Annotated in this window: 21 protein-coding genes; 4 read left to right on the top strand and 17 right to left on the bottom strand. The window is 53.9% G+C overall.

The genetic code is table 11. From position 1 onward, the window contains the following. Window positions 1-107: 107 nt before the first annotated feature. From CFLAV_RS12390 to CFLAV_RS12350, 9 genes are all read right to left on the bottom strand, one after another. Window positions 108-728, bottom strand: a complete 621-nt coding sequence (locus CFLAV_RS12390) for a zinc metalloprotease (RefSeq protein WP_007415075.1) — start codon at window positions 726-728, stop codon at window positions 108-110. 107 nt (window positions 729-835) lie between these two features. Beyond that, window positions 836-1,468 (bottom strand): hypothetical protein, encoded by a 633-nt coding sequence (locus tag CFLAV_RS12385; RefSeq protein WP_150107388.1) that lies wholly within the window; start codon window positions 1,466-1,468, stop codon window positions 836-838. Between the two features lie 34 nt (window positions 1,469-1,502). Then, window positions 1,503-1,892, bottom strand: coding sequence for a ribonuclease E inhibitor RraB (locus CFLAV_RS12380; RefSeq protein WP_007415073.1), 390 nt, complete (start codon window positions 1,890-1,892; stop codon window positions 1,503-1,505). A 116-nt stretch (window positions 1,893-2,008) separates the two neighbouring features. Then, entirely contained in the window at window positions 2,009-2,293 is a 285-nt protein-coding gene (locus tag CFLAV_RS12375; RefSeq protein WP_007415071.1) for a hypothetical protein, read from the bottom strand. Window positions 2,294-2,408: 115 nt separating this feature from the next. Beyond that, window positions 2,409-2,906, bottom strand: a complete 498-nt coding sequence (locus CFLAV_RS12370) for a hypothetical protein (RefSeq protein ID WP_007415070.1) — start codon at window positions 2,904-2,906, stop codon at window positions 2,409-2,411. 586 nt (window positions 2,907-3,492) lie between these two features. Further along, window positions 3,493-3,879 carry a hypothetical protein gene (locus CFLAV_RS12365; protein WP_150107387.1) on the bottom strand — a complete coding sequence of 129 codons (387 nt, stop codon included), beginning with the start codon at window positions 3,877-3,879 and terminating at the stop codon, window positions 3,493-3,495. Between the two features lie 64 nt (window positions 3,880-3,943). Further along, complete coding sequence (locus CFLAV_RS12360; RefSeq protein WP_007415067.1) at window positions 3,944-4,267, bottom strand: hypothetical protein; 324 nt, start codon at window positions 4,265-4,267, stop codon at window positions 3,944-3,946. 296 nt (window positions 4,268-4,563) lie between these two features. Next, window positions 4,564-5,766, bottom strand: a complete 1,203-nt coding sequence (locus tag CFLAV_RS12355; RefSeq protein WP_007415066.1) for a hypothetical protein — start codon at window positions 5,764-5,766, stop codon at window positions 4,564-4,566. Window positions 5,767-6,199: 433 nt separating this feature from the next. Further along, on the bottom strand, window positions 6,200-7,150 hold the full coding sequence (locus CFLAV_RS12350) for a TIGR01777 family oxidoreductase (protein ID WP_007415065.1): 951 nt from the start codon (window positions 7,148-7,150) through the stop codon (window positions 6,200-6,202). 211 nt (window positions 7,151-7,361) lie between these two features. Between CFLAV_RS12350 and CFLAV_RS12345 the strand changes: the two genes are divergently transcribed. Further along, window positions 7,362-7,616 carry a hypothetical protein gene (locus tag CFLAV_RS12345; RefSeq protein ID WP_007415064.1) on the top strand — a complete coding sequence of 85 codons (255 nt, stop codon included), beginning with the start codon at window positions 7,362-7,364 and terminating at the stop codon, window positions 7,614-7,616. A 204-nt stretch (window positions 7,617-7,820) separates the two neighbouring features. Next, window positions 7,821-8,282 carry a hypothetical protein gene (locus CFLAV_RS12340; protein ID WP_150107385.1) on the top strand — a complete coding sequence of 154 codons (462 nt, stop codon included), beginning with the start codon at window positions 7,821-7,823 and terminating at the stop codon, window positions 8,280-8,282. Window positions 8,283-8,414: 132 nt separating this feature from the next. Here the strand turns inward: CFLAV_RS12340 and CFLAV_RS32250 are convergent, their stop codons facing one another. Then, window positions 8,415-15,074, bottom strand: a complete 6,660-nt coding sequence (locus tag CFLAV_RS32250) for an immunoglobulin domain-containing protein (RefSeq protein WP_007415061.1) — start codon at window positions 15,072-15,074, stop codon at window positions 8,415-8,417. A gap of 87 nt (window positions 15,075-15,161) precedes the next feature. Here CFLAV_RS32250 and CFLAV_RS12325 point away from each other — a divergent pair, with 87 nt between their 5' ends. After that, window positions 15,162-15,482, top strand: coding sequence for a hypothetical protein (locus tag CFLAV_RS12325; RefSeq protein ID WP_040548362.1), 321 nt, complete (start codon window positions 15,162-15,164; stop codon window positions 15,480-15,482). Between the two features lie 332 nt (window positions 15,483-15,814). Further along, on the top strand, window positions 15,815-16,573 hold the full coding sequence (locus CFLAV_RS32245) for a type II secretion system protein (RefSeq protein WP_007415059.1): 759 nt from the start codon (window positions 15,815-15,817) through the stop codon (window positions 16,571-16,573). A gap of 170 nt (window positions 16,574-16,743) precedes the next feature. On the opposite strand, the gene CFLAV_RS12315 is transcribed toward CFLAV_RS32245, so the two are convergent. The 7 genes from CFLAV_RS12315 to CFLAV_RS12285 form a co-directional block, all read right to left on the bottom strand. Further along, window positions 16,744-17,457 carry a 3-keto-disaccharide hydrolase gene (locus CFLAV_RS12315; RefSeq protein WP_007415058.1) on the bottom strand — a complete coding sequence of 238 codons (714 nt, stop codon included), beginning with the start codon at window positions 17,455-17,457 and terminating at the stop codon, window positions 16,744-16,746. Between the two features lie 93 nt (window positions 17,458-17,550). Continuing rightward, window positions 17,551-19,548 (bottom strand): c-type cytochrome, encoded by a 1,998-nt coding sequence (locus tag CFLAV_RS12310; RefSeq protein ID WP_007415057.1) that lies wholly within the window; start codon window positions 19,546-19,548, stop codon window positions 17,551-17,553. A gap of 51 nt (window positions 19,549-19,599) precedes the next feature. Then, window positions 19,600-21,975 carry a DUF6797 domain-containing protein gene (locus CFLAV_RS12305; RefSeq protein WP_007415056.1) on the bottom strand — a complete coding sequence of 792 codons (2,376 nt, stop codon included), beginning with the start codon at window positions 21,973-21,975 and terminating at the stop codon, window positions 19,600-19,602. A gap of 286 nt (window positions 21,976-22,261) precedes the next feature. Then, window positions 22,262-23,644 (bottom strand): sulfatase family protein, encoded by a 1,383-nt coding sequence (locus CFLAV_RS12300; protein WP_007415055.1) that lies wholly within the window; start codon window positions 23,642-23,644, stop codon window positions 22,262-22,264. Window positions 23,645-23,760: 116 nt separating this feature from the next. Then, entirely contained in the window at window positions 23,761-23,979 is a 219-nt protein-coding gene (locus CFLAV_RS12295; protein ID WP_007415054.1) for a hypothetical protein, read from the bottom strand. A gap of 109 nt (window positions 23,980-24,088) precedes the next feature. Further along, a complete protein-coding gene (locus tag CFLAV_RS12290) occupies window positions 24,089-24,898 on the bottom strand; it encodes an endonuclease/exonuclease/phosphatase family protein (protein ID WP_050785723.1) in 810 nt (269 codons plus the stop codon). Between the two features lie 22 nt (window positions 24,899-24,920). Next, window positions 24,921-26,396 (bottom strand): alkaline phosphatase family protein, encoded by a 1,476-nt coding sequence (locus CFLAV_RS12285; protein ID WP_007415052.1) that lies wholly within the window; start codon window positions 26,394-26,396, stop codon window positions 24,921-24,923. Between the last annotated feature and the right edge of the window lie 119 nt (window positions 26,397-26,515).

The raw sequence follows: 26,515 nt of genomic DNA, 5'->3' as shown, positions 1-26,515 counted from the left end.
TTTTTAAGCGAAAAACCTGCCTAGCGAATGCTTATATTGAATGTCGAAAAGGATTTCCTGAACGAATGCCGGGGTCGCTGTAGCGCATGGTTAGTAACCTTGCCTTTTCATTTGAGTTTAAGCGTAAGACCCATCTGGTCTAAATCGCTCACACTCATCAGCGGGGAATACGTCACGTCACGAATGTCTGAGCTGCCTTGCAACTCGTAATACTGAAGAGCTATCGTGCGAAGGAGCATTTTTCGCAGGCGGTTTTCGATGATGTTCAGGGGTGCTTGGTGTCCTTGCTGGTCGAACAACATTTGGGCTGCGGATACCACGCTAATTTTTTGAGCCAGGAAATGCTGGGTGAACACAAAATTGAGGCTCTTGTCAGATGGGCCTATGTCACGCGACGTAAGAATCACATACACCTTGCCGCCATAGTTGGTCTTGAGTCGCTCGATAACCGGCAGAGCAAGAGTCTTCAATTCTTCGGGGTCGTATTGGGGCCTGTCGGGATATGGCTTCCAATCCCGAGTGCCCAGCGGCAATGCCGTCAGGACGTGCAGACCTGTATCATTCGCTACCGTGGTTGCAACCTTTCTGGCTTCGGTTAGCGGGAACTCCGGGGTTGGGAGAAGAACCACATCATAATTAGCAGGCTTATCGGCCACTTGCTCGTGATGCCTCGAACAAGATGCTGCGACGAGCGCGATGACTAGAAAAAGTGTGGTTCGGAGTGACATGGTGTAACGGCTAACGTATCTGAGCCGCCGGCAACTCGCGACGTGAACCGCGTAGCGGAACCGACCGCACCAACGCTGGTTGGCTCCAGTGATGTGTTGGAAGTCTTTTATTTGTCGGGATATTGGTATCCGGATGGCTCGGCAAACGCCGAATGAGCGGTCGGATCGTTCACGACCCGCACTCTCATCTTGAGTTTGCTGATCTCTCCTTCCGAAGTCTCCTGTATGTCGAAGAACTCCAAAGTCAGCTTGAGTCCCCTGAGCCTGAAGTGGCGGACTCGCCCATACTCCGGATACTCTCCTCGCTTTCCTATCAGATCAGCGCCACTAACGCGTCCCCGGGTGTGCCAATATGGGTCGTCTTCTTCCGCCAGGAGACTGGACTCGCTGAACGATTCAATACCTTCGACGAGCACACATCCGAGCCAACCGACGAAATTCACCCCAGTCACGCCTGAGAGACTATCCAGATATTCATCGCTCCCACCGACGCAGATGAAACTGTAGAGTGTTTCGCTGTCCGCCGCATCTCTGATGGGGAATTGGAGGTGAATCCAGTCCTTGGTGTAGTCGAGTTCGTATACTTCCTCCACCTCTAAAATGCGAGGCCAAGTGGACCCTGGAAATGTCGTCTCCGATTTGGGTTTGTATTCCCAAGCGGTAGCAGAGGAATGTGATGTAGCACAGCCAGCCGCGAGTATGGCCAGACTGCATAAAACTATCATCAGTACAATTTTCATATGAATTCGTCCGACAATCCGGCGGGGCGGCATATCACTTCTCAACCTTCGCTTCCCATCCATCGTAATCACCATGCAAAGACTTGGCCAGGCCGTCGAGATCGCGCGTAATCGCCTGAATCGTGGACAGCTCAGGAATCACCTGCTTCGTCCCCAAGCAAAGCCAATGATCACCCTTGGCTGCTCGCTTGACCTCAACCGTGTAGCCGGTCAGTCTCATGCGCGTCGCGGCCTCTTCCGCCGCAGACTCGCTGGGAAAATAGAGGTAGAAATCAATGGTGTGCGGCTTGGAAAGATCCGAGCCCGCCTTCCGAAGCTGGATGATAACAGTCTCGTCGGGGTCGAGCTTTTTCGTGCAGCCAACCAAGGAACTGAGCAATCCCACAATCATTACGATGTTGATGATAGCGGAACGGACAGTCATGTGGTGCTAATAAAGCTGTGTTCAAGCTCATCGACCGCCGCCGGACCACTGTGCGCGGAGCGCAGAGCTTGCTTCTTGATCAGTTTGCCAACCGCTCTTTTATCCATCTTAATGCTTTACTCTTCAAGTTTCTTTCGGTTTCGTGCTGCACACCAGATTGGCAACACGAGGGGCAAAAATAAGAACCATAAACGATGGGTAAATATCCAGATGAACTCATGAATAAAAGCAGACCATCTCTCGGTTGTTGTCGGTTGGATTGCTTCGCGAAATTGCATGCCCGACCAAAAATAAGCCTCAAACAAGCTCAATGGCAGAACAACCAAAAGCAACAACATAGCCCATGTATAGCCTAGAAGCGGGCATGCTTTGAACCAAAACGGACGCGTTGTTGTTTTCATTTTGATATCCTAAACCGCTCAGTTCCTAATTTGAAGGGGTCAGATCCCAAGTAATGACACAAACATTTGCTCCCATTCATATTCGCAAGTCACTGCAGCGCCCGGTTTGCTAGAGTCATTCGCGCACTACCTCGTCCAGCGAAGTGCCGACTGGGTGCATCCATAGTGTAACATCCATGCCTTCCTGAATGTCGAACTCGTCCTGAACCAGAGTGAACTCACCCTCGGGCAACGACCATCTGTGATAAGCATATGGCCAGCTGCGAAATGAAAAATGTCGGTCGCCGCTCACTGTAGGTGCGCCGAAGTATCGTGTCAGCATCTCCGCCGCGGACCAAAATGAGGCATTGAACGCGGTCACATGCTTCTCGAGCTCGGGCACCACGGAAAAGGTAAGTAAAAAATAAGGAGGGTGGTCAGGGTCACGGTAACCGATGATAAGCCGATAGCACTCACCGCTCGTGTCGTGAATGAAGATACGCAAAAAACCAAGGTCGACCTCATCCTCCTCAATCTCCCACTGCGTCTCGGCAAGCAATCGCTTGATGGCCTCGTAGTCACTGCCTGCTCTGGCAATAGAGAGTAGAATTCCGATGTCGTTGGCGGTGATCATGCGCACAGCCACCTAATGCCATAGCTCAGCGACGGTGGCCACAGGTCGTGCCGATTGCAACCTCGACGTGATGCCGCCGTTCGCTGCGGCGCATGGTTGGGCGTATGGCTCATGTTCTGTGGTTCAACTTGACCAGCCGCCAAGTCAAAACAATCGTGCAAAATAAAAAGACGACGGTCGGGTAAAGCCAAATCGAGTAATGCCCCGCCGAATTGCGCTGTAAAGGATCAAAAACAAATCCCTCATCTGTGTTTAACCGCTGGAATGTCTTCATCGACAAGCAAGCAGACGAGACACAAAACCCAGCGAAACATATGCACCATAAAATAAACCGTAATCTTTTGGACATACTCGAATAGGCCTAATGCCCCAAGCTCAGGACGGGCGCCGATAGCAACCGCGATGGCCCGCTAGAATTAGGTTCTTATATGCTTGGCGCAATCTCATAATCAGTTCAGTGGACTCGTTGGCTTCCGCCGCCTCGACCTTCGGCCTATCGCTCCATACTACAGAGCCATACTCCTTTCACAATCTCCCAAATTGCTCAAGTCGCTGCAGTGCCCTGGTACGCGGCAACCACACAAACTCAGTCTGTGTGCCACTGCCACTCCGCATCAACGATGCGGTCTTGGTCATCATAATAAAACCAGCACCAGCACAAACCACCTGACCAGCCATCCGGTCCAAAGTATCGCTCGCAGCGATAAACGGCACTGCCAGTGCGCTGTTCGCTGGCGGCGACTCGCGCACGCACCAACGGTTGAGCAGAAGCACTCCAGCCGGACGTGGGCCGCGTCTCTGAAATATCAGGCTGAACACGAGACCACCGCTTCTGGACATCCGCTCGTGTGGTCGTGCCGGGCGGATATGTAGCCAGCAAACGCTGACGGCGCTGAGCGGCATACTGCTCGGTCGTCGTACAACCGACAAGCGCGAGGCAAAATAATGAAACGATGAAAGTTCGAATCCTCATACGCGTGATGAAGCCTGACAACCCAAGCTCCGCAACGGCCTGCCCCCGTGCGCTACGGGCATGGTTAGGTCCGCTTTCTTTTTGCCTTGGTTCGGGATGTTGCACGGTCAACTTTCTCTGTTTCCAATATCCTGACCTCAATAACGTCTCCGACTTTGAGAGGGGCGACAGACTTCCATCTCACATGAACGTCCTTGTCTGGGTCAGGCCGCGAGGTGAGACCGCCAACAGAGTAATGAATCTCACCTGTGGTTTCGTCTGGCCGAGCCGGAACGGTCTTCTTTCCGAGCTTGCCGACGGCGGCGATGTTCGTGCTCAACACGGCCAAATCTTCCGCGCCAGCGATGCAGACCCGTTTGCCATTCTTTCTGACTTCGAGAGCGATCATAAGCAGCGTAACTATTTAACCGGTGGGAAATAATTCCTGCCAAATTGATAATGGTCGACCAACTGGGAATTACTCCCTTCTTTCATTAGCGGTTCAACCCTATGAGTTCTAACCATCGCAGTCAAGTGGTCGGGATGAAACGAAAGGGGTCAAGCCCCTCGTATTGCCACCAATTGCAATCCTTCCTACGCCTCCTCGAATGGCCACGGCATTGGAGGTCCGAGCTGTGTGCGCGGACCAATGGGCAGGAAACCGCCGACTATTTTCAAATCGGCCGCGAACCATGTGTCATAGGCTCAAGGCAGCAACACTGCGCGGTAAAACCGCTGAGAGTTGGTCGCGGTATTGTCGGTCCACGTGTAGGGTGTTGTTGTCAGTTGCAAGGCCAGGTTTGTACGCCAGGCATTGGAAACTGCGGGAACATTATCAACAGACTGTATTTGGTAGGTTCGCCCTTCCAAGCCGGAAAGCACCAACTTGGTCGCAGGATCGTTAGTCATGTGCAGTTCCACGAGCGGGTCCGAGGTGTAAATAAAACCATTCGCCAAATTGTCGGTGCCAGGGATGCGAGTGGTGCCAATTGTTACCAAGCGATTGCCATCGGTTGCCACGCTCACATCCGTGCTGGCGTTGCCCGGCATTTGTTTGGCATGCTGAATCCAGTTGGTTCCATCCGTTGAGGTTGCAAAATAGTTGCCGGCCTGGGCCATGTACAACCCGTTAGCGTAAACGACCTTCCCGAGCATGTTCGTGAGGCCTGTACCCAGTGGCGTCCACAAAGGGGATGTCCCGCCGATGGATATCAGATTGGTATTGCTATTGAGCGGTACAAAGAAGCGGCCGTTGGCGCAGCTGATCGTCTTGCCACCCGGAATGCTGCGACGATTCCAGGTTGTGGAGGGGAGCACACAAGTATATGCGGCACCATCGTTGTTGCCGATCGCAATAAGTGTGGAAAAGCCGTAGGCCACACTTGAGATCGGGCCGCCGACTCCGCCGCTGATGGTGCGCGGGATCCAAGTGGCGCCGTTGGGCGAACTCCAGATACTGCCAACACCGTTGGTACCGCCCACGACCACATAACCGCCGGGGGTGGGGGCATAGGTGATGTCCGCAGGGGTGAAATCCTGGCTAACTTGGGTCATCTGCGTGGCCAGCCAGTCGATACCGTTTGATGAAACATTGGCCATTGCCCAGGCGCTGATGCCACAAAAATGGCCGGAGGAAAAAGTCAGGCTCAGTCCCCAAGAACTCGGGTCAGTGAAGCGGAAGGTCCAATTCAACCCATCTTCCGAGGTATAAATTCTACATCCGTCACTCTGGTCGGCGACTGCGACATAACGACCGTTGCCGTAGACGACATGACGAAGGGAAAAGGTAAACATGTTGGTGGCAATCTGGTTCGTCGTCCAATTATCAAACACATCCGGCCTCGCATTTGAAGCAAGGCCGAAGAAGACAACGACGGTCGGCAAAAGCCTTAGTAAGAGATATTTCATAATTTTAGATTTGTTGATGTTCGCTGGCGCGCCGACATGCACTCATGCAATCAGCCGCTCCGCCTCCTGCATCCTCCGCCTCCTGCAAGTCCTCCAGGTGTTGGCCGGGCGCCCCGGCGCTAGGCGCGATTCATCCTGTGATGGATCGCCCCCGCATCGGAAGGGCATGCCGGAAAGGCTATCATGACAAGGCTGATTACGTCAATAGTCAACCCCGATCCCTTTTTGCCGTGAAGGGGTCATTAAGGGGTCAAAACCAAAGTAATGACACAAACATTTGCTCCCATTCACACTCACCTTTCGAGGAACGAAACCATCCCACCGCGATTAAAAGCTGTTTCAAAACAACATTCCTCGATTTTTCAAAGAAACCGAAGAGCGTTTGAGGAGGGAGGCGTACTGGATGGTCAAATTGGAAGTGCATACCATGGTTTCATGTTCCCCGATTGGAGAGGTCCTCGAACGCCTCGCGGATGGTGGGAAATTGGAACTGAAAACCCGAATCGATTAAGCGGCGTGGAACGACCCGCCGGCTTTTGATGATGAGTTCGGTTTCGGTTCTCAGAAAGAAAGCGCCCACTTCGAGCATCCAATTTGTGGCCGGCAAACCGATAGGCACCCGGCAAACCTGCCGCAGCGTTTTCATCATTTCCTGGTTCGGAAGGGGATTGGGCGCGGCAAGATTGACCGGGCCCTGGATATTGTCGTGGGTGATCAGCCACTCAACCGCCCGACAAAAATCAACTTGATGCATCCAGGAAACGAATTGCCGGCCGCTGCCCATTTTCCCGCCGAGCCCGAGACGGACCAGGCGGCGCAACACGGGAAATACACTATTTGTCCCCATACCCAACACCATGGTCGTGCGCATGGCGATTTTGCGGGTGCCGGGAGTCTGCGCCTCGTCGAAGGGTTGTTCCCAGGCCCTGGCAACTTCCACTGAGAATTCGTCCTTGGCTTCCGGTGCGGCGCCAATTTCGCCGCTCTCATCCCACGGACCGGCAAAAGTATGTTTGTAAATAGTTGCGGTGCTGGCATTCAACCAAACTTGTGGAGGCTGCGGGCAGAGGCGAATTGCCTCGCCCAAAACGCGGGTAGGCTTTATCCGCGAGTCGAGAATCTCCTTACGGTTACGAGCCGTATAACGACAATCCACTGATTTGCCGGTGAGATTAACAACGGCAGCTGCGCCTTCCAATTCTTTTTGCCAGGAACTGAGGGTGCAGCCATCCCAAGTGACTTGGCGGCCAATGCCACCGCTTGGTTGCTGAGAGCGCGTTAAAGTTACGACGTCCCATCCAAGGTCCAGAAAGTGCGCGGCCAGTGCGCGTCCGAGAAAGCCGGATCCGCCGGCGAGAATGATGCGTTTCATCTTGTCATTCATGGCATTTCAAAAAGAGATCTCACCTACGGGATTTGTGGCGGCACCAAGGCAAATCGGATCCTGCCCCAATGCAACACGAATTTTTGTTTAACCGGCGTGTGTTTAATAATTCTCTTATTTCTGTCTTTTCTGAAATTACATTACTACTCGGTTTTTTGTCAAGTGAGATCTTCGCCTCATCATTCAGGTTGCGCCGGTATGAACCGGAGTGATGGGTTACACTTCCGAGCACTATGGCTTGGAAAACGGTAACCCGATGGAAGAGATTATTCGATTTGTGATGTTGGCGCAGAGCACGCGCTTTACGGTGACGGAACTATGCGAGCAGTTCGGCATCAGCCGGAAGACTTGCTACATGGATAACCATCCCCTAAAAAATACCCACGCTTTGCCGAACGGTGGCCGTGCGCAAGCACTTGGCGCGAGCCCAAGCGAGCATCAACAGCCCAGGCAAATCCCCAATTAACACCATGCGCCATAGCTCATTCACACAATCACCCCTCGCGATCAAAAATCGGAAGAAGATGTTTGGCATTGAAGTGTTGATTTCCGCTTTACTTCACGGCAGGGGTGTTTGATCCTTCGAAATATGAGCAAGGTCAAAAGTGGCTTGATTGGTGACAGCGGAAAGCCACAAAGTGCCGTTCTGGTCTGACCCTTTATGATTGGGATGAAGAGATATCTTTCTAGTCAATCCAAACGCTTTTGGCTGGGTCTTGCATTGTGTGCTGCGGTCGTGGTTCTGTCGACGGGGTGCAACCGCATAACCAGTCTGGATATCAGTGGGGTGTATGTGCGTGCCAGGGATGGTGTGGTTGACAAAATTATTTTGGCTGCCAATGGGTCTTTTCAACAAACAATAACTTTTACCAATGGCGGTCCATGGACCACGAGCGGTTCGTGGAAATTTAACGGTGCGACTGTCGAGCTCGATACGTTTTATGATACATTCGACATTGGCCGTTACAACAACAAGATGGATGCTGTTGCAGTGATTCCGCCACAATTTTTCGCAAGCGCTTGTTTTTTGGAGGTCCAGGAGGGAAAGTTACTTAGGAACTCAGTAGAACCAATTTGGATCAAGCAGCCATCTGGCGGGAACGGCGGCACCCATAAAGGGCTCACCCATTAGCAACTCAAAGGGGATGCCGACGGGAAGACGGAAGTAACTTAGGTACGCGGCGCGGCGCCTGCTTGGCGACCTTTTCTGCGCCGGAATTCCAGTGGTGAGCTTCGGAATGTCCATCCGCAAAGGCAAAACCGGTTACCAGGTCTCAACGATCCGATAGAAACGTTTCAGAGCAATCGTTGCGGCGGGATCCTGAATTTGAAGGGTGCCGTTTGTAAGAGTCAACGCGTTGGGCAACGTCACCCAATCGACGAGGTTTGAACTGGTTTCGACGTGGAGATTCGTGAGGTTGGATTGCGAGAGCGCGCCGCCGTCAATGTCTGAGGATGTAAATGTGACCGTGCCGTCGGGCTGGACGATGGGCTCGGACAGATGTTGAAGGACATGAACGGCGAGGACCGCATTACTGCTGGTCATTGAGCCCGCAACGTTTGTCACAATGACAGAATAAACGCCGGAGTTGCTGCGCGTGACGTTGAGCAATGAATAGTTGGAGGACAATCCGGAACTGATCACGTTTCCATCTTTGCGCCAGCGGTACGTCAGCGGCGGTGTGCCAGTGGCCAGGACATTGAATGTCACGTTCGCGCCACCGAGGACATTGGTGCCGACGGGTTGCGTAACGATGGATGGGGCGATCGGCGTTATGACGACCTGGTCCACCCAACCCGCGTCCTGGCCGGCGGTGCCGCTCGCATCTTTCGAATAGGTCCACTGAAGGAGTTGATTTCCCGGCGGCGTGACCAGTGTGCATTGTTGCCAACCGGTTTCACCGGAGATGTTCGTCAGGACGAGGTTACCCGCCGAAAAACGGAGAAAATCGTGATCCGTTTCTGATGAAACTTTCCACCAGAAACTCACTGTGACGGGGCCGGCGACCCACATACGCATGGAAGAAGCGGTGTTGCTGCCGATCGGTCCGCTTTGCGCGGCATGGAAGCCGTCATGCGTGACGTTCGTCTGGCCGAACCAGAGCGAGCTGCCCTTCGAGCTGACAACCAGATTGGTTGTATCGAGAGCGGTGGATAGAAATACCGGGGGAAAGGTGCGCATCGTCAGCAGGGCCATGCCATGGTCAGCGCCCGCTTCGATGACGGAAACATTTGCCAGGCCGGGCGGGACGTTGGTCGCGCCATCGGTGCCGACGGCCTGGACAGTGCCATCGGACTTCAAGACCAGCCTGCTGGAAACTGAGGAGGCAACGCCAATTGCGTTATTCGTCATCGCCGGCGGCAGATTTGTTGGCCAGGAATAAACCGAGCCATCACGTTTCAAAAACATTCCCCCGGGACGTGTGGCCGCGATCGCCATGACATTGTTTGTTCCGGAACCAGTGCCCAAGCTATAAACGCTGCCGTCCGAGCGCAATGCAAAGAACACGTCATCCTCAAAGGCGAGCGAAACGACATTCGATAAACCCGTGGAAGAGAAACTCGAGCCGCTGCCGCCCAGGCGCGTGACAGAACCGTCACTGCGTAGAAACGTGCTCCCCTGCGTATCGATTTCCATATCGACAATATTGGAGAGAGTGGCCAGGGCGCTGGCGTTAAGCCCAATACCACCGCCCCACCCCACGACGGTGCCATTGTTTTTCAGCCCCAGACCGGTCATAGAGTTGTAGCCAGCTACGATTTGAATGAGGTTCGTCCAGTTGGCAGGAACTGGCAGCGAGGTGGAACTGGAATTCCATGCGACGGCGGTGCCGTCTGCTTTAAGAGCCATGTCCATGCCGTTACCGGAACTGCCATGGCCGGCGGAGATTGCGATGGCGTTGAAAGCGTTGGTGGGGACGTTCACAGGACTGGGACTGCCGCCCCCCGCAGGACTGGGACTGGTGCCCCAGACCACCACGGGTCCGAGCACTTTTACGATGACGTTCGAAGTCGCAGAACCAAATGCATTGCTGGCTACCAGAGTGTAAGTCCCCGGGACGACGTTTGTGCCGGTCTGGAAAAAATTGGCATCTGTAGCACCAGGAACATTTGTCCCGCCGAGCTGCCACTGAAATTGCATCGGCTGAGACCCCGTGACGGCAGGCTGAATCACAAGGGGCGATGCAAAGTAAACCGAGTTGGTTATGGGAAGGGAAAGTATTATCGGCAGGCTGTCGATGACAGTAACCGGAACCGGAACAGTGGCAGCCACGCCGACGGCATTGGTGACGTTCAACTGGTAAAGACCGACGTCACCGGGCTGCGCATTTGAAATCACATAACTTGCATTCGTCGCATTCGGAATATTTGTTCCATTTAACGACCATCCATAGCTGACCGGTGTCTGGCTGGCGACGGCGGCGCTCAAAGTGAATTGATTGCTCGAGAACGCGGTGCCGCCGACAGGCTCGCGAGTAATGACGGGCAGACCATCTACCGCCACGAGCGCAAGAGCGTGGCTCGAACCAGCGGCAACTGCCACAACGTTCGACACTGCGAGCGGAATATTCGTCGCTAAAGTATTCGCGCCCCAGGCTCTGACGAGGCCGTTTGAGCGCAGCGCCAGCGCGTAAGGAGAGCTTTGATCCGCGCTGCTGCCAGCCGCAATGGCCACTGCATTCGTGAGATCCGCGGGAACGCTTGTGACTGGGAGCTGCGCAACTCCTGCCTGGCTACCCCACGCAAAAACATGGCCATCCGACTTGAGCGCCATCGCGAAGCTGAGACCGGCTGCGACCGAAACCACATTGGACAAAGGACCAGGGCTGAAATTAACGAAGTAGGGATAAGTCGGGCTGCCCCACGTCACCACACTCCCGTCCGACCGCGACGCGACACCGAAGCTGTAACCGTCGGCAACGGAGGTGATTTTCGTCAGTCCTGACGGCACTGTTATTTTGCTGCCGCCGAATCCCCATTCCGACACCGTGCCTTCTTCACGCAGCGCGAGCGCATGATTAATGCTTCCTGAAGTCAGGACAACGTTGCTCGCGGTCGAGGTAACGTTTGTCACCAAACCGGAGCCCCATGATGCCACCGTTCCATCACTGCGGACAGCGAGGCCAAAGGTTGAGCCGACGGAGATGGCGACGACGTTGCTCAAGCCGGCGGGGACGTTGGTTCCAACGGTGGAACCCCATGCAACAACGGTGCCATCGCCCTTCAGCGCCAGCGAAAACGAGGAACTCGCGGCAAGAGCAACAACATTGCTTAGACCCGCGGGCGGCAGCGCCTGGCCGCTGCGATTGTCGCCCCAGGCAGCGACGGGGCCAAGCGTCAGCATCGCGACAGCGCTGGTCGCCGAGCCCACGGTGTTAGTTACGACCAGTTGATAACCGCCAAAGTCAGTGATGGCGACGGAAGCATTTGTATAATTGAGGTTTGTCGCGCCAGGGATGTTCGTTCCATTTAATTGCCATTGATACGCAAACGGCGATGCACCGGACACGGACGCATTGAATATCTCAGGAAAGCCCACGGGCGTGGAGCGGCCCTTCGGCTGCAAGACAACAGACGGCGGTGTGAGTACGGAGACGGATGCAACCGAACTCGTGGCGGCACTGAGCAGATTCGTGACTACCGCCGTATAATTTCCCGAATCCGAAGTCTGCGCATTGGAAACCGTCAAGCTGCTCGTGGCTGAACCGCTGATTCGGGTGTTATCCGTCAGCGGCACGTTGTTGAGATACCACTGATAACCAAGCGGCCCGGTGCCATTGGCCGTGACGCTGAGCGCAAAATTTGAACCGACGGCCACAATCTGATTTGAGGGCTGCTGTGTAATGACAACCGGCATAACAATCGAGAGATTCGCGATGGAACTCGTGGCCGCTCCATAAGCGTTCGTTGCGATGACGAAGTAATTGCCTGCATCATTTGTTTGCGCAGCATTGATTGCAAGCGAAGCTGTCCCGGAACCAGTAATGTGAGGGTTGTCGGTCAGAGGGACGTTGTTGAAAAACCATTTGTAGCCGATGGGCTGCGTACCAGTCGCGGCAGTGGAGAAAAGCACGTTGCTGCCCTGCAGAATTATTTGCGTTGTTGGCTGCTGAACTATGGCGGGAGGAGCGAAGACCGTAAGCGTTGCCGCGGTGCTCGTCGCAACCCCGACTGGATTTGTGACGAACAAGGCATAATTGCCGCCGTTAGCGAACTGAAGATTCGAAATGGTAAGGTTCGTCGTCGTTGCGCCGCTGATTTGACCTCCATCGGTCAGCGGATTGCCATTATATAACCATTGATAGGAGAACGGCGGGCTTCCAGCCGCGGCCGCCATGAACGAAGCAGTCGATCCCTGTGTTTGCATCTGGTTCGCCGGCTGCGAAGTGATTGAGGGTGGGAGCAGAACCGTTACACTGGCCACAAAACTGGTTGCCGCGCCGCCAATATTTGTGGCAACAGCAAAGTAACCGCCGGTGTCATTCGTCTGAACGTTGAGGATTTGCAGGGTGGAGCTTCCCGTGCCTGAGTAATGCGAGCCATCAGACAACGCTGTTCCGTTAAAATACCATCGGTAAGCAGGCGCAGGCGCGCCCGTGGCGGAGGCCGCGAGCGTAATGTTCGTTCCGACCGGAACGGTCTGATCGGCCGGCTGTGAAACGAAACCGGGCGGGGTCGGCGGAACAACCGTCAGCACCGCATTGGAACTCAAAGCCGCGCCGTAACTGTTCGTTACGAAAACGGAATAGTTTCCAGCGTCACTGTATTGCGCGAGGGCCAGGGTCAGCGATGTGTTCGTAGCCCCGGGGATATTCGTGCCGTTGAACTGCCATTGGTAACTCAAAGGGCCGGGCCCAAAAGCAACGACATTGAAGGAAACCGATGGCTGGCCATAGGGAACCGTTTGGCTCAGGGGCTGAATCTCAATGAAAGGGGAATTTTGAAACTCATAAGCGCCCATGTCCACCGTGCCATTCACGATGCGCGGGTTTCCATCCAAATCCAAAGGAGCGGGCACGAGCGAATTGTTTCCCGCATCAATGCCTGCTGAGCCCGGATACAAGCGAAAATTACCACGCGAGAAGTTGGCAAACTGCGGCGCGGCGCTGGTATTGTTTGTCCCGATCACAACGCGCCCACTACCGGCATTCGGCAGAGGCGTGGTGCAGCACCAACTCATGTAATTGGTGCCGGTGTAGTTCGCGGTGATGGGCGAATTGTTGAAATACACGATGCTGTTGGTGAGATTGCAGGAATTGACGCCGCCACCGTCGCCATTGGCGGAGTTTCCGGAGACGGTGCAATTCACGAGTGTGCTTTGCAGCGCGCCAGCGGCGCCTACCACAGAGGTATTTCCCGTCAGTAAACAATTGTAGAGTGAACTGCCGTTCGCGCCCCCGCCGCCGGCCGTGTTGGCGTTGTTCGCTGTGTTCCCTTTTAGGATGCTATTCGTGACAAAGCAACCGCTGACGCCACCACCCAGCGGCGCAGCATTAGACAAGACCTGACAATTAATCAAACTGGAGCCGTTCGCGCCCCCGCCTGAGTATCCCGCGATATTTCCAATCAGCACACAATTGGTAAGAGTGCTGGAATGCACCCCGGCGCCGTCGCCAAACCCGGCAGTATTATTTGACACCAGGCAACTGACGAGTGTGCTCTCCTTCGCACCGCCGCCCGTGAAAGCATTTCCGCCGGTGAGCAAGCAATTATACAACGTGCTACCATACGCGCCGCCGCCCCATTGCGAAGCGACGTTGTTGGACAGCACGCAATTGTAAAGGGTGGAGTAGGAGACGGCGCCACCGTAATAGCCGCAAGAGTTGGCAATCAAGACGCAATTGCTCAGCGTGCTCTCATCCGCGCCACCGCCTTCGCTGGACGCGCTGTTTCCGATGAGCGTGCAACGGTTCAAAGTGGAGGATGCTGCACCGCCGCCGTAGGTGCCCCATCCGCTTAAATAAAAATTGTTGCTGATCACACAATCATTCAGCGTGCACGAATATGCACCGCCCCCGCCTGCGGATGAATTGGCGCTTAGGACGCAATTGTTGAGAGTGCACGTGTTTGCCCCGCCGCCGATGATCGCTGTGTTCCCGGCAACCGTGCAGTTGGTCAACGTGCCCCCGAACGCTCCTCCGCCAAGACCGGAGGTCCCGCAAGTGTTGCCGGTCAAGGTGCAATTCGCGATGTTCTCTGTCCCTGACGCGCAATAAACACCGGCGCCGGATTCAGTTGTCGCGCCATTCCTCAGGGTAAATCCGGTCAACATCGCCCCGCCGCCCAGGTAAACACAGCGCTTTGATCCCCCGCCATCAATCACGACCTGTGAAGAGCCGGAAAGTCCGATGAGCGAAATGGCGTTGGTCACAACGACACAGTTCGTCGTCGTGGAAGTCAGCCGATTTCCAAATGTATAGGTGCCGTTCGTGACAAAAACTGAATGTCCAGCTTGCGCCACATCGACTGCATCCTGAATGTTTATTGCAGCCGTGGACCAGGTGGCATACGGGGCAGCGGGCGACGTATTGCTGATGTTCACATAATGATATGGCGGATTCAGAACGGTCAGCACCGCGCTGCTGCTTGTGATACTTCCGTGACTATTGGTGACGGTAACAGTGTAATTTCCGCCGTCGGCACTGATGACATTGCCGATTACGAGTGTCGCGGCTGTCGCACCGGCGATGCGTGCGCTGTTGGTGAGCTTTATTCCGTTGAGCAACCACTGGTAACTGAGCGGCAATTGTCCACTGGCGACGACTGTGAACGTGGCATTTGACGCCGCCATGACGCTTTGGCTCTGCGGCGGCGTGGTGATGCTTGGTGATGCCGCGGCGAAGGCTTCGCGCGGAACAAGAGTTGCTGCAAATAAAAGAATGGCGACGAGAGCGAACCGCCCAACCTGAACGATGTTTTTCATTGAACTTTGCCTCGGGAAAACCTTTGTGATCTGCCCCAAACGCGGGAGCAACTGGAATTGCCATTAGTCTGAGCACCGTTTTGGCAAATGACAATTGAAAAAGGGGCCGCCGTTCTCCGTAATTCAACCGACGAACAACGTGAAGAGGTCACCCATTGGCGCTGGCGTCAACAGGTAAAACGTTATCACGGCGGCCGTGCGCAAGCACTTGGCGCGAGCCCAGGCGAGCATCAACAGCCCAGGCGAGCATCAACAGCCCAGGCGAGCATCAACAGCCCAGACGAGCATCAACAGCCCAGACGAGCATCAACAGCCCAGGCAAACCCTCAATTCACACCATGCGCCATAAAACTCACTCACACAATCACCCCTCGCGATCGAAAATCGGAAGGGGATGTTTGGTATTGAAGTGTTGCTTTCCGCTTTACTTCACGGCAGGAGTTTTTGATCCTTCGAAATATGAGCCAGGTCAAAAGTGGGTTGGGAGGGGACAGCGGAAATCCAAAAAGTGTCACTGCTGTCCAAAATAGGTGATCTGGGGTGGTGAAAGCTATGCTTTTGTTCGAGATTTGACGTCCAATGAGCCGCTTTGGAAAACAGGTTGGCCCTCCTGAGGTTCAGAGACAGGCCAATCAATATGCCTTTAAATACGCAATAGAATCGGCTTTGCCCGATAAATTCTAAATTCTATTTTGGACAGTAGTGACCCCTTTACGGTTTCCTTCATTATGAGAAAAAGCATGAACGACAACTTTTTGGTTAAAAAGGGGTTCACCTTAATTGAACTTTTGGTCGTCATTGCCATTGTCTCAAGTTTAGCGGCCTTATTGTTGGTGTCTTTGGCCTCTGCGAAAGGGCGGGCAAGCCGATCGGTTTGTTTGAATAACCTGCGGCAAATCGATTTGGGGATTCGCATGTATTCGGATGACTCGCGTGACGTCTCTCCTTCTCCATCTTCGGGCGCCCACATAACGAATGCCATATTGTATAGTTACAAAACATTTGTGCTAAACGAGCTTGGTCTCACGCCTGCATCCTCGCAGCATAGTAAATTATTTAGCTGTCCTTCTGACACGTTTTACTACAGCCCCGGGGATAAACCTCCCTACAGTGGCTACACTCCTCAAAGCGAGCACGATCAAGCTTTTTCCTTGTTCTCCAGCTACACTTTTAACGGCAACGAATTCACCAATTTGGTCGCTCCATATCATGGCCCAGCCGTGCGTGGGATTGCCGGTATGAAATTGAGCTCCATAAAACACCCGGCCAAAACCATAATGATCTCAGAAGGCCCCGCTATTATCCCTTACTCCTGGCATCAGCCGAAACGTCCAATCGCAAATCCCCAAACTTGCTATTTTAACAACGCAATGGATATGGTTGGCTTTGTGGACGGGCATGTCAGTTACACAAAAATGTATTGGGATGGGGATACGAATTCGTTATCCATGGCCTATAATCCGCCAGAGGGATACGATTATCAATGGAGCGGGGATTGATCGACCCGGCCTAAAGGGGTCAAGCCAAAGTCATGACACTAATCGACCTGACCCCGACGAACACCACGAAGAAAACTGACAATGAATAAATTTCAGCCCCAGCCGGCGGTGTCCAACCCAATTTCAATGCGCTCTCAGGCTGGCGCGAATTCTCTGAATGTTCAGGATCGCTATTTTTGAGCCGTCAACTCCCTGATTTTAATGTTCCGATAAGAGGCTTCGTCATGATGCTCAGTGAGCATGATGTATCCTTGGATTTTCTCGCCGAAGCCGGCGGACTTCTTGAACTTACTGGCGGCCACTGCTGTCATCACCTCGGGACTGCCCAATTCATAAGTCAGAACATTTTTACCGTTCAGCCAATGTTCGACATGATTTCCCTGAATAACCAATCGTGAATGATTCCATTCACCCACTGGCTTCAACGGCTTTTTCATATCCGGCGCAATCACATCGTAGAACGCCGCTGTGCTTTGCTTGGGGCTGTCCGCCACGATGGCATCATCGATCATCTGATATTCCTGCCCAGGCGCGGTCGGCCGCTCTTCGGTGACGAGATATTTGATGCCGTTGTTTGCCTTGGCGGGAATCATCCAATCCCATTGCAACTCATAATCGTTGTATTTGTCCACGGTGATAATGTCGCCACCGTGCGCGCCCGCGACGCATTTGAGGATTCCGCTCTCCACCACCCACCCCTGCTTCGGACCATCCGGCTTGCGATAACTGCGCCAACCCTGGAGCGATTTGCCATCAAACAGCAGCCTCCAGCCTTCCTTTTTCTCCTTGGCGGTCAATTCATTGTCCGCTGCATTGGCCACCCGCACCGTCATCGACGTGCCAACGAACAGCAAGGTCACCAGCGCAATCACTTTAAGTTTCATAATAATGGAATTAGTGGAATGGACGGAGATTGCCGCGAATGGTTACAAATGGCAATGGTTCATCGCGCTTAAAATAAACGCATTTCCACCAAATCAAGGCGTTGGTGGAGGCGGCATCTTGTCACCCTGGCGAATATACTGCCGGATGGCCTCAATTTGCTTCTCCGCATCACCACCATAAACATCCGCCAAGGGACTCTTGCCTTCTTCGTCAAAGTAAACCGGCATCTTCGTGGTGGCATCAATCAACTGAGGATTGCGCACCCAACGATGCATGAACGGTTTCATCAATCGCGAACCGGTCAGCGCGAAATTGATACCGGCGCTTTCAAATACCTGCGTGGCTCCAAACTGGCCAATGGAATGGCACGAAACACAGGAGAAACCGCCTACTGAGGATACCAGTTTCTGGCCAACCTTGGCCATTTCCATGTCGATGGGTGGTTCTGCAGGCGTTTCCGAGGGGTAACCATGAATCATGGCCAGGCCTTTCGCGATGCCTTCCGCCCGCTCGCTAAAGGCAGGCATGCGCGCTTCCAACCAGGGACGCGGCTTGACCGTGGATTCGCCACTAATAAATGTTTTGGACCACTCAGGTTTGAGCTTGCCGCCAACAATGTCAAAGGCTGGAAACCCTTCGAACTTACCATGGCACTCGCGGCAATTAAGCAGCCTGGTCTGGCGATCCGCAAACTCAGTCGGCACATGGCGTGTGAGCGACGAACGATCCGTTGCGGCAAAAGCCTGCAAAGCTTCGCGATCTTCTGCAGTGAAGGAATATTGCGGCGACTTGCCCACGTCATCTGGTTTCTCAGCCAGGCAACCTTGTTTCCATTTATCCGCAGCGAGGTCAGCCAATGCTTTGGTCGAAAATTGATTGTCCAGCTTGAGGGTGTGACAGCTCAAGCAGCCGGAGGTCTGAACCAGCTTTTTACCATGTTCCAGCACCGCTGCATCAGTGGAAGCCGCGACTTCCTTAGGCTTGTCTGCCTTGGAATTCAAGAAAGCAGCCAATTGATCCGCCTCTTCCTGGCTCAGCTTGAAATTCGGCATGCGAATCCAGGCGTAATGCGCGTTGGGCTTCAGCAAAAACGCTGAGAGTGTTCCCGGCGCAAACTTCTCCTGAACTTGTTTCAAATAAATCTTTTTATCGTCCGCCTCCGTGCCGCCCGGTGGATTGTGGCAGGCGGCGCAGTGCAACGATTCGAACACCTTTTGCCCCGCCCCAACCTGCTCCTCATTCGGTGCCGCTGACGCCTTGCCGGCTTCACCTTTCAGCGATACGAGATAAGACGCAATGCTCCCGGCATCTTCTTTCGCCTTGGGCCCGTGCAACACTTTCGGCATGTGGGCGGTTGGCCGCATTGCCTTGGGGTCCTGAATCCAGCGCGTTATCCAATCGTAGTTGCGGCGCGAACCAATTCCTTCGAATGAAGGCGCATCCATCGAGAGTTCAGGAATGGCATCCTTGGTTGGCCCCGCATGACATTTTGCACAGCGAAACTCGAGGAACAACTCTCGGCCATGATGCAACATGGCAGCCTGCTTCGATTCCGGCGTCTCTGCGGGAATCTTCAAGGCATCAATCGGAATCGGCTGCATGAAGCTGTCCTTCGGCTGCCATTTCAGCCGCACAAAAGCATCCCCCTGATTTGGGCTGCCGAATTGAGCTTTGAGCGTATTGGCCCCTTTTTTCAACTGCACCGACTGGCTGATTTCCGTGACGCCATTGGTGGTAATTTCCAGGACTACTTGACCGTTCAACTCCAGCTTCAGCGCCCCATTCAATTCCGCTTGAAACGTATAGTTAGCGCGCTTGTCCACGGTCAGCGAGCCATCCCAAACGGCGTTGAACTTGCCACCAGTCAGAAAAGGTGTCGGTGATTTGCCATTCTCAACGTAAAGCCAGACGTTGGGCGCGATCACCACATCGCTGGCCTTGCCATCGGAACTGTAGGTGAGACTTAGTCCTTGGTCCGGATTGGCGGTTGAAAGAGTTTGCCCAGATGCTGGAGCAACTGCAGCCAGGCTGGCGATTGCGATTAACAATCGCCAGCGGTTTTTCCCTGAAAGGCGGTCCGACGTGCCCATTTTTTTATGCTTTAGAACTTCGCAGGCGTTCTGTTCGTCACCAATCCCGCCTTACGGCATGACGTTGATGGTGTGTTGTATGGATTGGCTGATTTCCTTGCCATCCTTGGACTTGATATCGAACTCAATCATTTCCTGCATGACGGGCTTGATATCGGCGATTTCCAGAGTGACGGTGCGGCCGTCCGGAGAGAGCTTGGCCGATTTGATGGTCATTTCATCACGGCCCTGTTTCTTGGGATCAGCCACGGAGAATTCCGGCGAACCATAATGTTCGGCGTAATCATAATTCCAACGCTTGGCGCTGTAATTCTGGACGTCGCCCGCGCTGGCGGGATCCAGCGGCTGAGTGAAGCAGAGTTCCACACCGGTTTTGGTCACGTGCATGCTCTGAACGCTGGCCACCGGCTTGCCGGTGTAACGGACACGATCAAAACCAGCGAGCTTCACAGCAGTGGTTTGCCAGCCTTGCAAGCCGGCGATGTAGAGTTGGCCGTCCTTCGGGTTAAAACGACCACGCATTGCGGAGGAGGTGAATTTCACTGGAATCTTCACCACACCCGCCTGCATCTGGCCATTGACGGTTTCCTTCATGACAAGGAACAACGAGCATTTGCCGTAGGACAGGTGCAACATTTCGCCTTTGTAAGGACCCCATTTATCACTGGTCACCCAGACCTGCTCGCCACCGGAGTTATCGAAATCATTGTGCGAAAGCCAGCAAATGGGTTTCACATACTCGGTTTTGGAAACCTGATGGGCCGTGTTCTCCACGCCGTAGAAGCGACCCTTTTGAATGAAATGAATCGGGGTCGATGGCACCCAGGTGCCTTCGTTATCGCTCGTTGTGATCTGGCCATCGGGGCTGATGGACAAGCCATTTGGAGCGCGCAGACCGGTCGCGAGCACTTCCAGCTTCTTGCCATCCTTGGAGATCTTCATCACAGTGCCGGCATCCTCTGTGATACTGCCGAAATTGTCGCCGCCGAAACCGCGTCCGCCGCCGCGCACTGGACCAGCCTTGGCCATGTAAAAATTGCCCTCCTTGTCGGTCTGGAGATCAAACACGAATTCATGAAATCCGTCCGAAGAGGTGACCTGGTTGTTGAAATTTTCGTAGTAATCGGCCTCGCCATCACCATTCAGGTCGTAATAGCGGGTGATTTGATCGCGGCCGGAAGTATAAATCACGTCATTCACGATTTTCAGGCCAATCGTTTCGTACTGGCCGGAGGAGAAACGCTTCCAGGTGAGCTTGTCCAGCTTGTCATCGATGCCGGAAACGATCCAGATATCGCCGTCCCAGGTGGAAACCGCCGCGCGCTTGCCATCCGAGAAGAAATCGAAGCCGCTGAAGCGAACCCGGCGTTTCCACGGATTATCCTGTGGTGGAGTAATTTGATCGAGAGTGTAAGCGCCGTCTGGCGTGGTGTTGGCACCAATGACACCTTTGGTTTCCACGGTCTGAGCCCAACGAGCTGGTCCGCCTTTTTTCACATCGGGAACTTCGGCTTTGCCACTAGTAAGCGCGGCAAACTTCGCCTTGTCCGCGTCCGCCCCGTTCCACAGGACAATCTTAAAGGTGGAGGCTGCTGTTTTCTTGTCGAACTTGAGGACGATACGGTTATTCTCGGCGATTTCGAGCTTGGCGCCTTTGGGTGCGCCGACCAATTCCACGATGGTGACATTGTCGCTGGCTCCGGTGAGCGTCGCCGTGTTGCCGCTCACAGTGCCCTTGGCCCCTTCCACTTCGCAGAGCAGAATGGAGAACGGCCTTGAATTCTTCTCAGTCTTGAAATTGCGCACGAATCCGACCTGGCCATCCGCAGCTACGCTGGCGGGCATTTCGAGGATTTTGGTGCCATCAACAGTGTAGGAAAGCACCACATTTTCGCCATCCAGATAAAGGCCATTCCAACGTCCAACCTTTTCAGGAACCGGCCTAAAGATGTCGGCGCGGGTATCAGCGAAGGAACCGTTCTCGTCGGAAACGCCCGGCATGTTTTTGGTGGCAAACTTCTGGTCGCCGGCAACACTCGGGTGATTGCCATGGGAACCGGAGAAAGCCACACCATCAAATTTCAGATACGCCCCGGTCCAACCCGCTGCCATGCGGAGATCGTCGGTGTCAAAGCACATGAAAGCATCATTGCCGAGTTTGATGGCCAGACCCTTGTAAGCAATATTCTTGGCCGGGAATTTGGCTCCAATACACGCGGCTTGGAAGGGAAAGTCCTGGTCCAGCTCTTCACTGGTCGGCCTCTTTTTCGGGGTTTTCTGGTTTTTTGGGGCTGCCATGACGGCAGGAACCAAAAGTGCGAGTGCGACTGCGGACACGACCATGCGCGCGGAACCGCTACGGAGGAAGTTGAACAACCGACCACGCCCAGTTACTGGGCTAACTGCTGAGGCAAAAATTCGATGCATTTGGTTTTTTTAGCAGAAGTTAAGTCAACGAGTCTAGGGGCAACTATATAAATTAATCTTATTTTCAGTTATTCGACTTAGTCGTTTGAGACGCATATCAGGGATTGGACTTGGAAGCGGGGGTAAAATTCATTGAATGCCAAGAAAATGCACACCTTGGAGACAGAACCGGTTTCAGGCTGAGGCTCGGAGAAAATAAGTAAGCCAACGCCATGCAAGAAGAACACGCAAAATGGCATGATGACTTGGGCGTCGGACAAGGTGTGCTTTTAGGAGGCAGTCAGTGTTAATACTGCGCTTGGACTGAAACGATTGATTTGTTGAATTCTTCGACTTCGCGAAGGATATCGGCAACCACTTCGGGATTTTCTGCGGCTACATCGAACCGCTCGCCGGGATCGTTTTCGAGTTGGAACAGTAATGGGGAATCGTGCTTTTCCGGGGCATCCTTGCTGTAGCCGGTATGGGTGATCAAGTGGGCTTTGAAGGAGCCTTTGCGCACGGCGTAGAGCTCGTTCTTTTTGTAATAAAACATGAGTTGGCGCTGGCTGTGGCCGGTGCCGAAGAGCATCGGGCGCATGTCGAGACCATCAATCACGCGATCCGGCGGCAGTGCCACCCCCGCGAGGCAGAGGGAGGTGGTGAACAGGTCGAGCGAACAAACGAGTTCGTGGTTGATGGCAGGTTTGATCTTTCCCGGCCACCAGGCGATGGCTGGCTCGCGCATCCCGCCTTCCCATGTGCTCCCCTTCCCGTCCTTGAGCGGTCCCGCTGAACCACCGGCCAGATCGCGAATCAGCCAAGGTCCGTTATCGCTGGTGAAAAATACCAGCGTGTTCTCTGCCAGACCTTCCTTGCGCAAGGTATTCAGCACCTGGCCGACGCTCCAATCCAACTCCTCGACCACATCTCCATATAAACCGCGCGCGCTATGCTCCTTGAAAGCATCGGATGCAAAGAGTGGCACATGTGGAAAAGTGTGGGGGAAATATAGAAAGAACGGTTGTTTTTTGTTTTGGTGAATGAATTTAATTGCTTCCTCCGTGTATCGCCGGGTCAAGGTGCTGAGGTCGGTAGGTTGCTCGAGGATTTTATCGTTCTGAAGCAATGCCGAGTTCCACCACTCCAACTTGGGATGAAGGCTGGAGGAGGCATTTTTAGGAATCTTTCCGCGAACGGGCTCCATATCATTCGAAAAACGCAGTCCATAAAAGTAATCGAAACCATGGTGGGTAGGCAGGAATTGCAGTTCATGGCCCAAATGCCATTTCCCAATGCAAGCAGTGGCGTAGCCCTTTGATTTCAACGCGGCCGCAATGGTGATTTCATTGGTTGGCAAACCGCCCATTGAAAAAACCCTCAGCACATCATTCGTTGAGCCCGCCATGCCGCTGCGAATCGGCCACCGGCCTGTCATCAATCCCGCGCGGCTCGGTGTGCACACGTTCGCAGCCACATAAAAATCGGTGAACCGGATTCCCTCGGCAGCCATGCGGTCGAGATTGGGGGTGCGGATGCTCGGATGGCCATAGCAACCGAGGTCGCCGTAACCCAGGTCATCGGCGAGAATGATGACGATGTTGGGCGCTTTCGCGGCGAAGACGCCAGGCGCAAAGGTGGCGGCAATCAAAAATGCAACCACCAGCAGATACTTTGAAATGCGGGTCATGGTTTTTTGGACGGTTGATTGACGGTAAAGGTTTCAAGAATGAATGTCCAAAAAAGAAATCGAAGAGGTTAATCACGCCTCTTCGACTGCGTTTCTTAATTTAATTACGGAATAACCTAACGCGGGCCCGAGCCGGTGGAACCAGAACCGAGGCCGGTTCCCACACCCATTCCAGCGTTGCCAGTGCCCGCACCCAACATCCCGGTGCTTCTCGTGCTGGCAGGATTTTGGCCAGAGCTGTTATAGATAGAGTAGGCATCCCCGGTTCCACCCTGATTAGTGCCGCATCCGACGAACATTAGTGCCGGAAATAACAATAAGAGTAATGTTTTCATAAGAGGTTTCCTTCTCTCCTACGATCGCATTTGGAAGCCTGGATTCAATGGGGTTCTCCCCTCTGTTTACTTCTGAATTCGCGGTTCCACGCTCAATTCCCGCCCCGACTTATTTCCCCGTCGGCAACTGAAACTCAACGACCAGCGGGCGATGGTCGGAAGCCTCGGATGCGGGCACCCAGGCGCGCAAGGGGATGATGGGACCCTTCTTCGAAATCCAAATATAATCAATGCGCCGACGCGGCTTTTCTGCCGGGATCGTCCAGCCTTCACCCTCGCCGATCAACTTCCAGCTATCATCCAGCAGGGCACTCATTTGCTCGTAAGTGGGACTGCCGGGCACATCGTTGAAATCGCCGCAAAAAATCACCGGCAACTCCGCCTTCTTCTTAATGACCGTGGCGAATTCCATGATGCTTTCGAGCCGTTCCTCGTCCGTTTTACGATGGTCCACGTGCGTGTTCATGACCACCACTTCGCGGTCACCCATTTTGACATGCGCCTGCAGCAAGCCACGTTGCTCCTTTGAGCCGACCATCTTCAGGAGGGAATGCTCGCGTTTGGTAATCGGAAAACGGGTGAGAATCGCCGTGCCATATTCCCCGCCCTGCACCGGCCAGTTATTACTGAAAACGCAGGACATCCCGGTAAGCCGGGTAAACTCGGCAGGGAAATCGCGCTTGCCGGTGCGCTCAGTATTTCGGTCCACCTCCTGCAAGGCGACAATGTCCGCCTTCTCTTGTTTGATTAAATCGGCGATGCGTTGCAAATCAACCTGCTTATCGAGGCCCTCACCATGATGAATGTTATACGTCATCACCCGGAAGGTATTGGTCGATTCCGCCTGCAGATTTGTTAAAAGCACAAAAAATCCACAAAAGATGAGAGCCGTATGAAAAATATGTTTTCTCAGGTTCATAGGATAGGTCATTCGGCATGAATTAATTCGTCAATATCTTTGTCAGCGGCTTGCCATCCACATTGGAAAATTTGAGGCCAAGCAACTGCGCGATGGTCGGAGCAACGCTGGTATTGGAAATTTCGCCGAGCTTGGTGCCGGGTTTGATGCCTGCGCCCCAGGCAACAAAGGTGGCATGCAGGTCCGGCAGGCTTGAATCGTGTCCATGGCTGCCTCTGCGCTCGGGCTTCTCTTCAAATGGCAGATCGCCAGCGGCAGTGTCGCCAAAGGCATAGCCTTCCTGGGCGAACAAAATCATATCCGGCGCATGGGCGTCGTCCTTCGGATTCGCCACGCCATAATCCTTTAATTGTTTAGGACCAACAATTTTGGCCACCTCCGGCATTCCGGCAAAGGCTTTTTCAATGCGTTTGAGGAGCGAGGGTCGATTGGCATCATCGGTTATGTAGATGAAAGCAGACCCGCCTTGAGGCACGACCTGGACCGCACCGTCATGGCGCTTCTTTTCCGAATTCAGCAACCCGGCTTTCCGCAGCACAACATTCGGCAGAATCGTACGCTTAATGGGCGAGAAGCCATGATCGGACACGACCAGCAGAGTGGCCTTGCCGGGGTAATCCCGCTGCAGTTCCTCCCAGACTTCCCGCACTTGAGCATCCACCCCTTTCACCGCTGCGTAAGCCTCATCCGACTTCGGCCCTTTCAAGTGTTGGGTGTGATCCACGTTCACCAGGTGCAACAGTGCCAGATTGGGGCGATCCTTCTGCAAAATGAGATTGAAGGCACGCGTCCAGGTTTCATCGCCCAGCTCCCGCGCGTTATTATCTTCCAGTGCGACGCCATCCTTCTTCGTCAGGCTAATTCCGGCCTGCTCGCATTGGCTCCCGAGCGCAGGGGTGGTGTACTTTTTCATCAGTTCCATGGTGGCCACATCGGGAATGGTCCAATCGAGTGTTCTAGCGTTGCGAGTGGCAGGCCAACGGATGGCAGCCGTCTTCAACCCCGCCGCTCTGGCCACGTCATAAATCGTGGGGACTTTAACAATTTCATCCTTGTCATAAACGGGGTCGGTAATCAGCACAACCCGCTTGCCGGTCGCACGGTCGAAGTAATTGTTACCCACAACACCGTGTCGTGCGGGGTTGTCACCGGTGACGAGGGTGGTGTGATTCGGCCAGGTAACGGTGGGCGTGGAAGCTTTCATCGACGTGGCCCGCGCACCCTCTGCTGCCAAAGCGCGAAGCGTTGGCATTTCGGCCTTGGGATCATCCAGATAATAAGCCGCCAAGCCATCCAGGCTGATCATGACGACGAGGCGGTCAGACTGAGCTGGCGCGGGAGTCGCAGGTGCGGCAGCGGCGACGTGCGGCCGGACAGCAAGCGTGAGAATCGCCAGAACTAACAGCAGACGCTGAGGCAACGATGGATGGGTATTGAAATAAGACGGGGTGGCGCACGAAACAGTCGTTTGCCGATGAAAACAATTTCTTACTGGCATAAACAAATCGCTGAGTATTTCAAGTTAATGGCTCTCATTTCCTGCTGTGTTCAAGAAATAGAGAACCGCGATAACTGTAGAGAGCGACCTTGAAATTCAAAGCTTAAAGTCTGGATGCC

The organism is Pedosphaera parvula Ellin514, from assembly GCF_000172555.1.
Taxonomy (GTDB): Bacteria; Verrucomicrobiota; Verrucomicrobiia; order Limisphaerales; family Pedosphaeraceae; genus Pedosphaera.
Note: the sequence above shows the minus strand (reverse complement) of the source record. Positions and strands in the feature narration are given on the sequence as shown.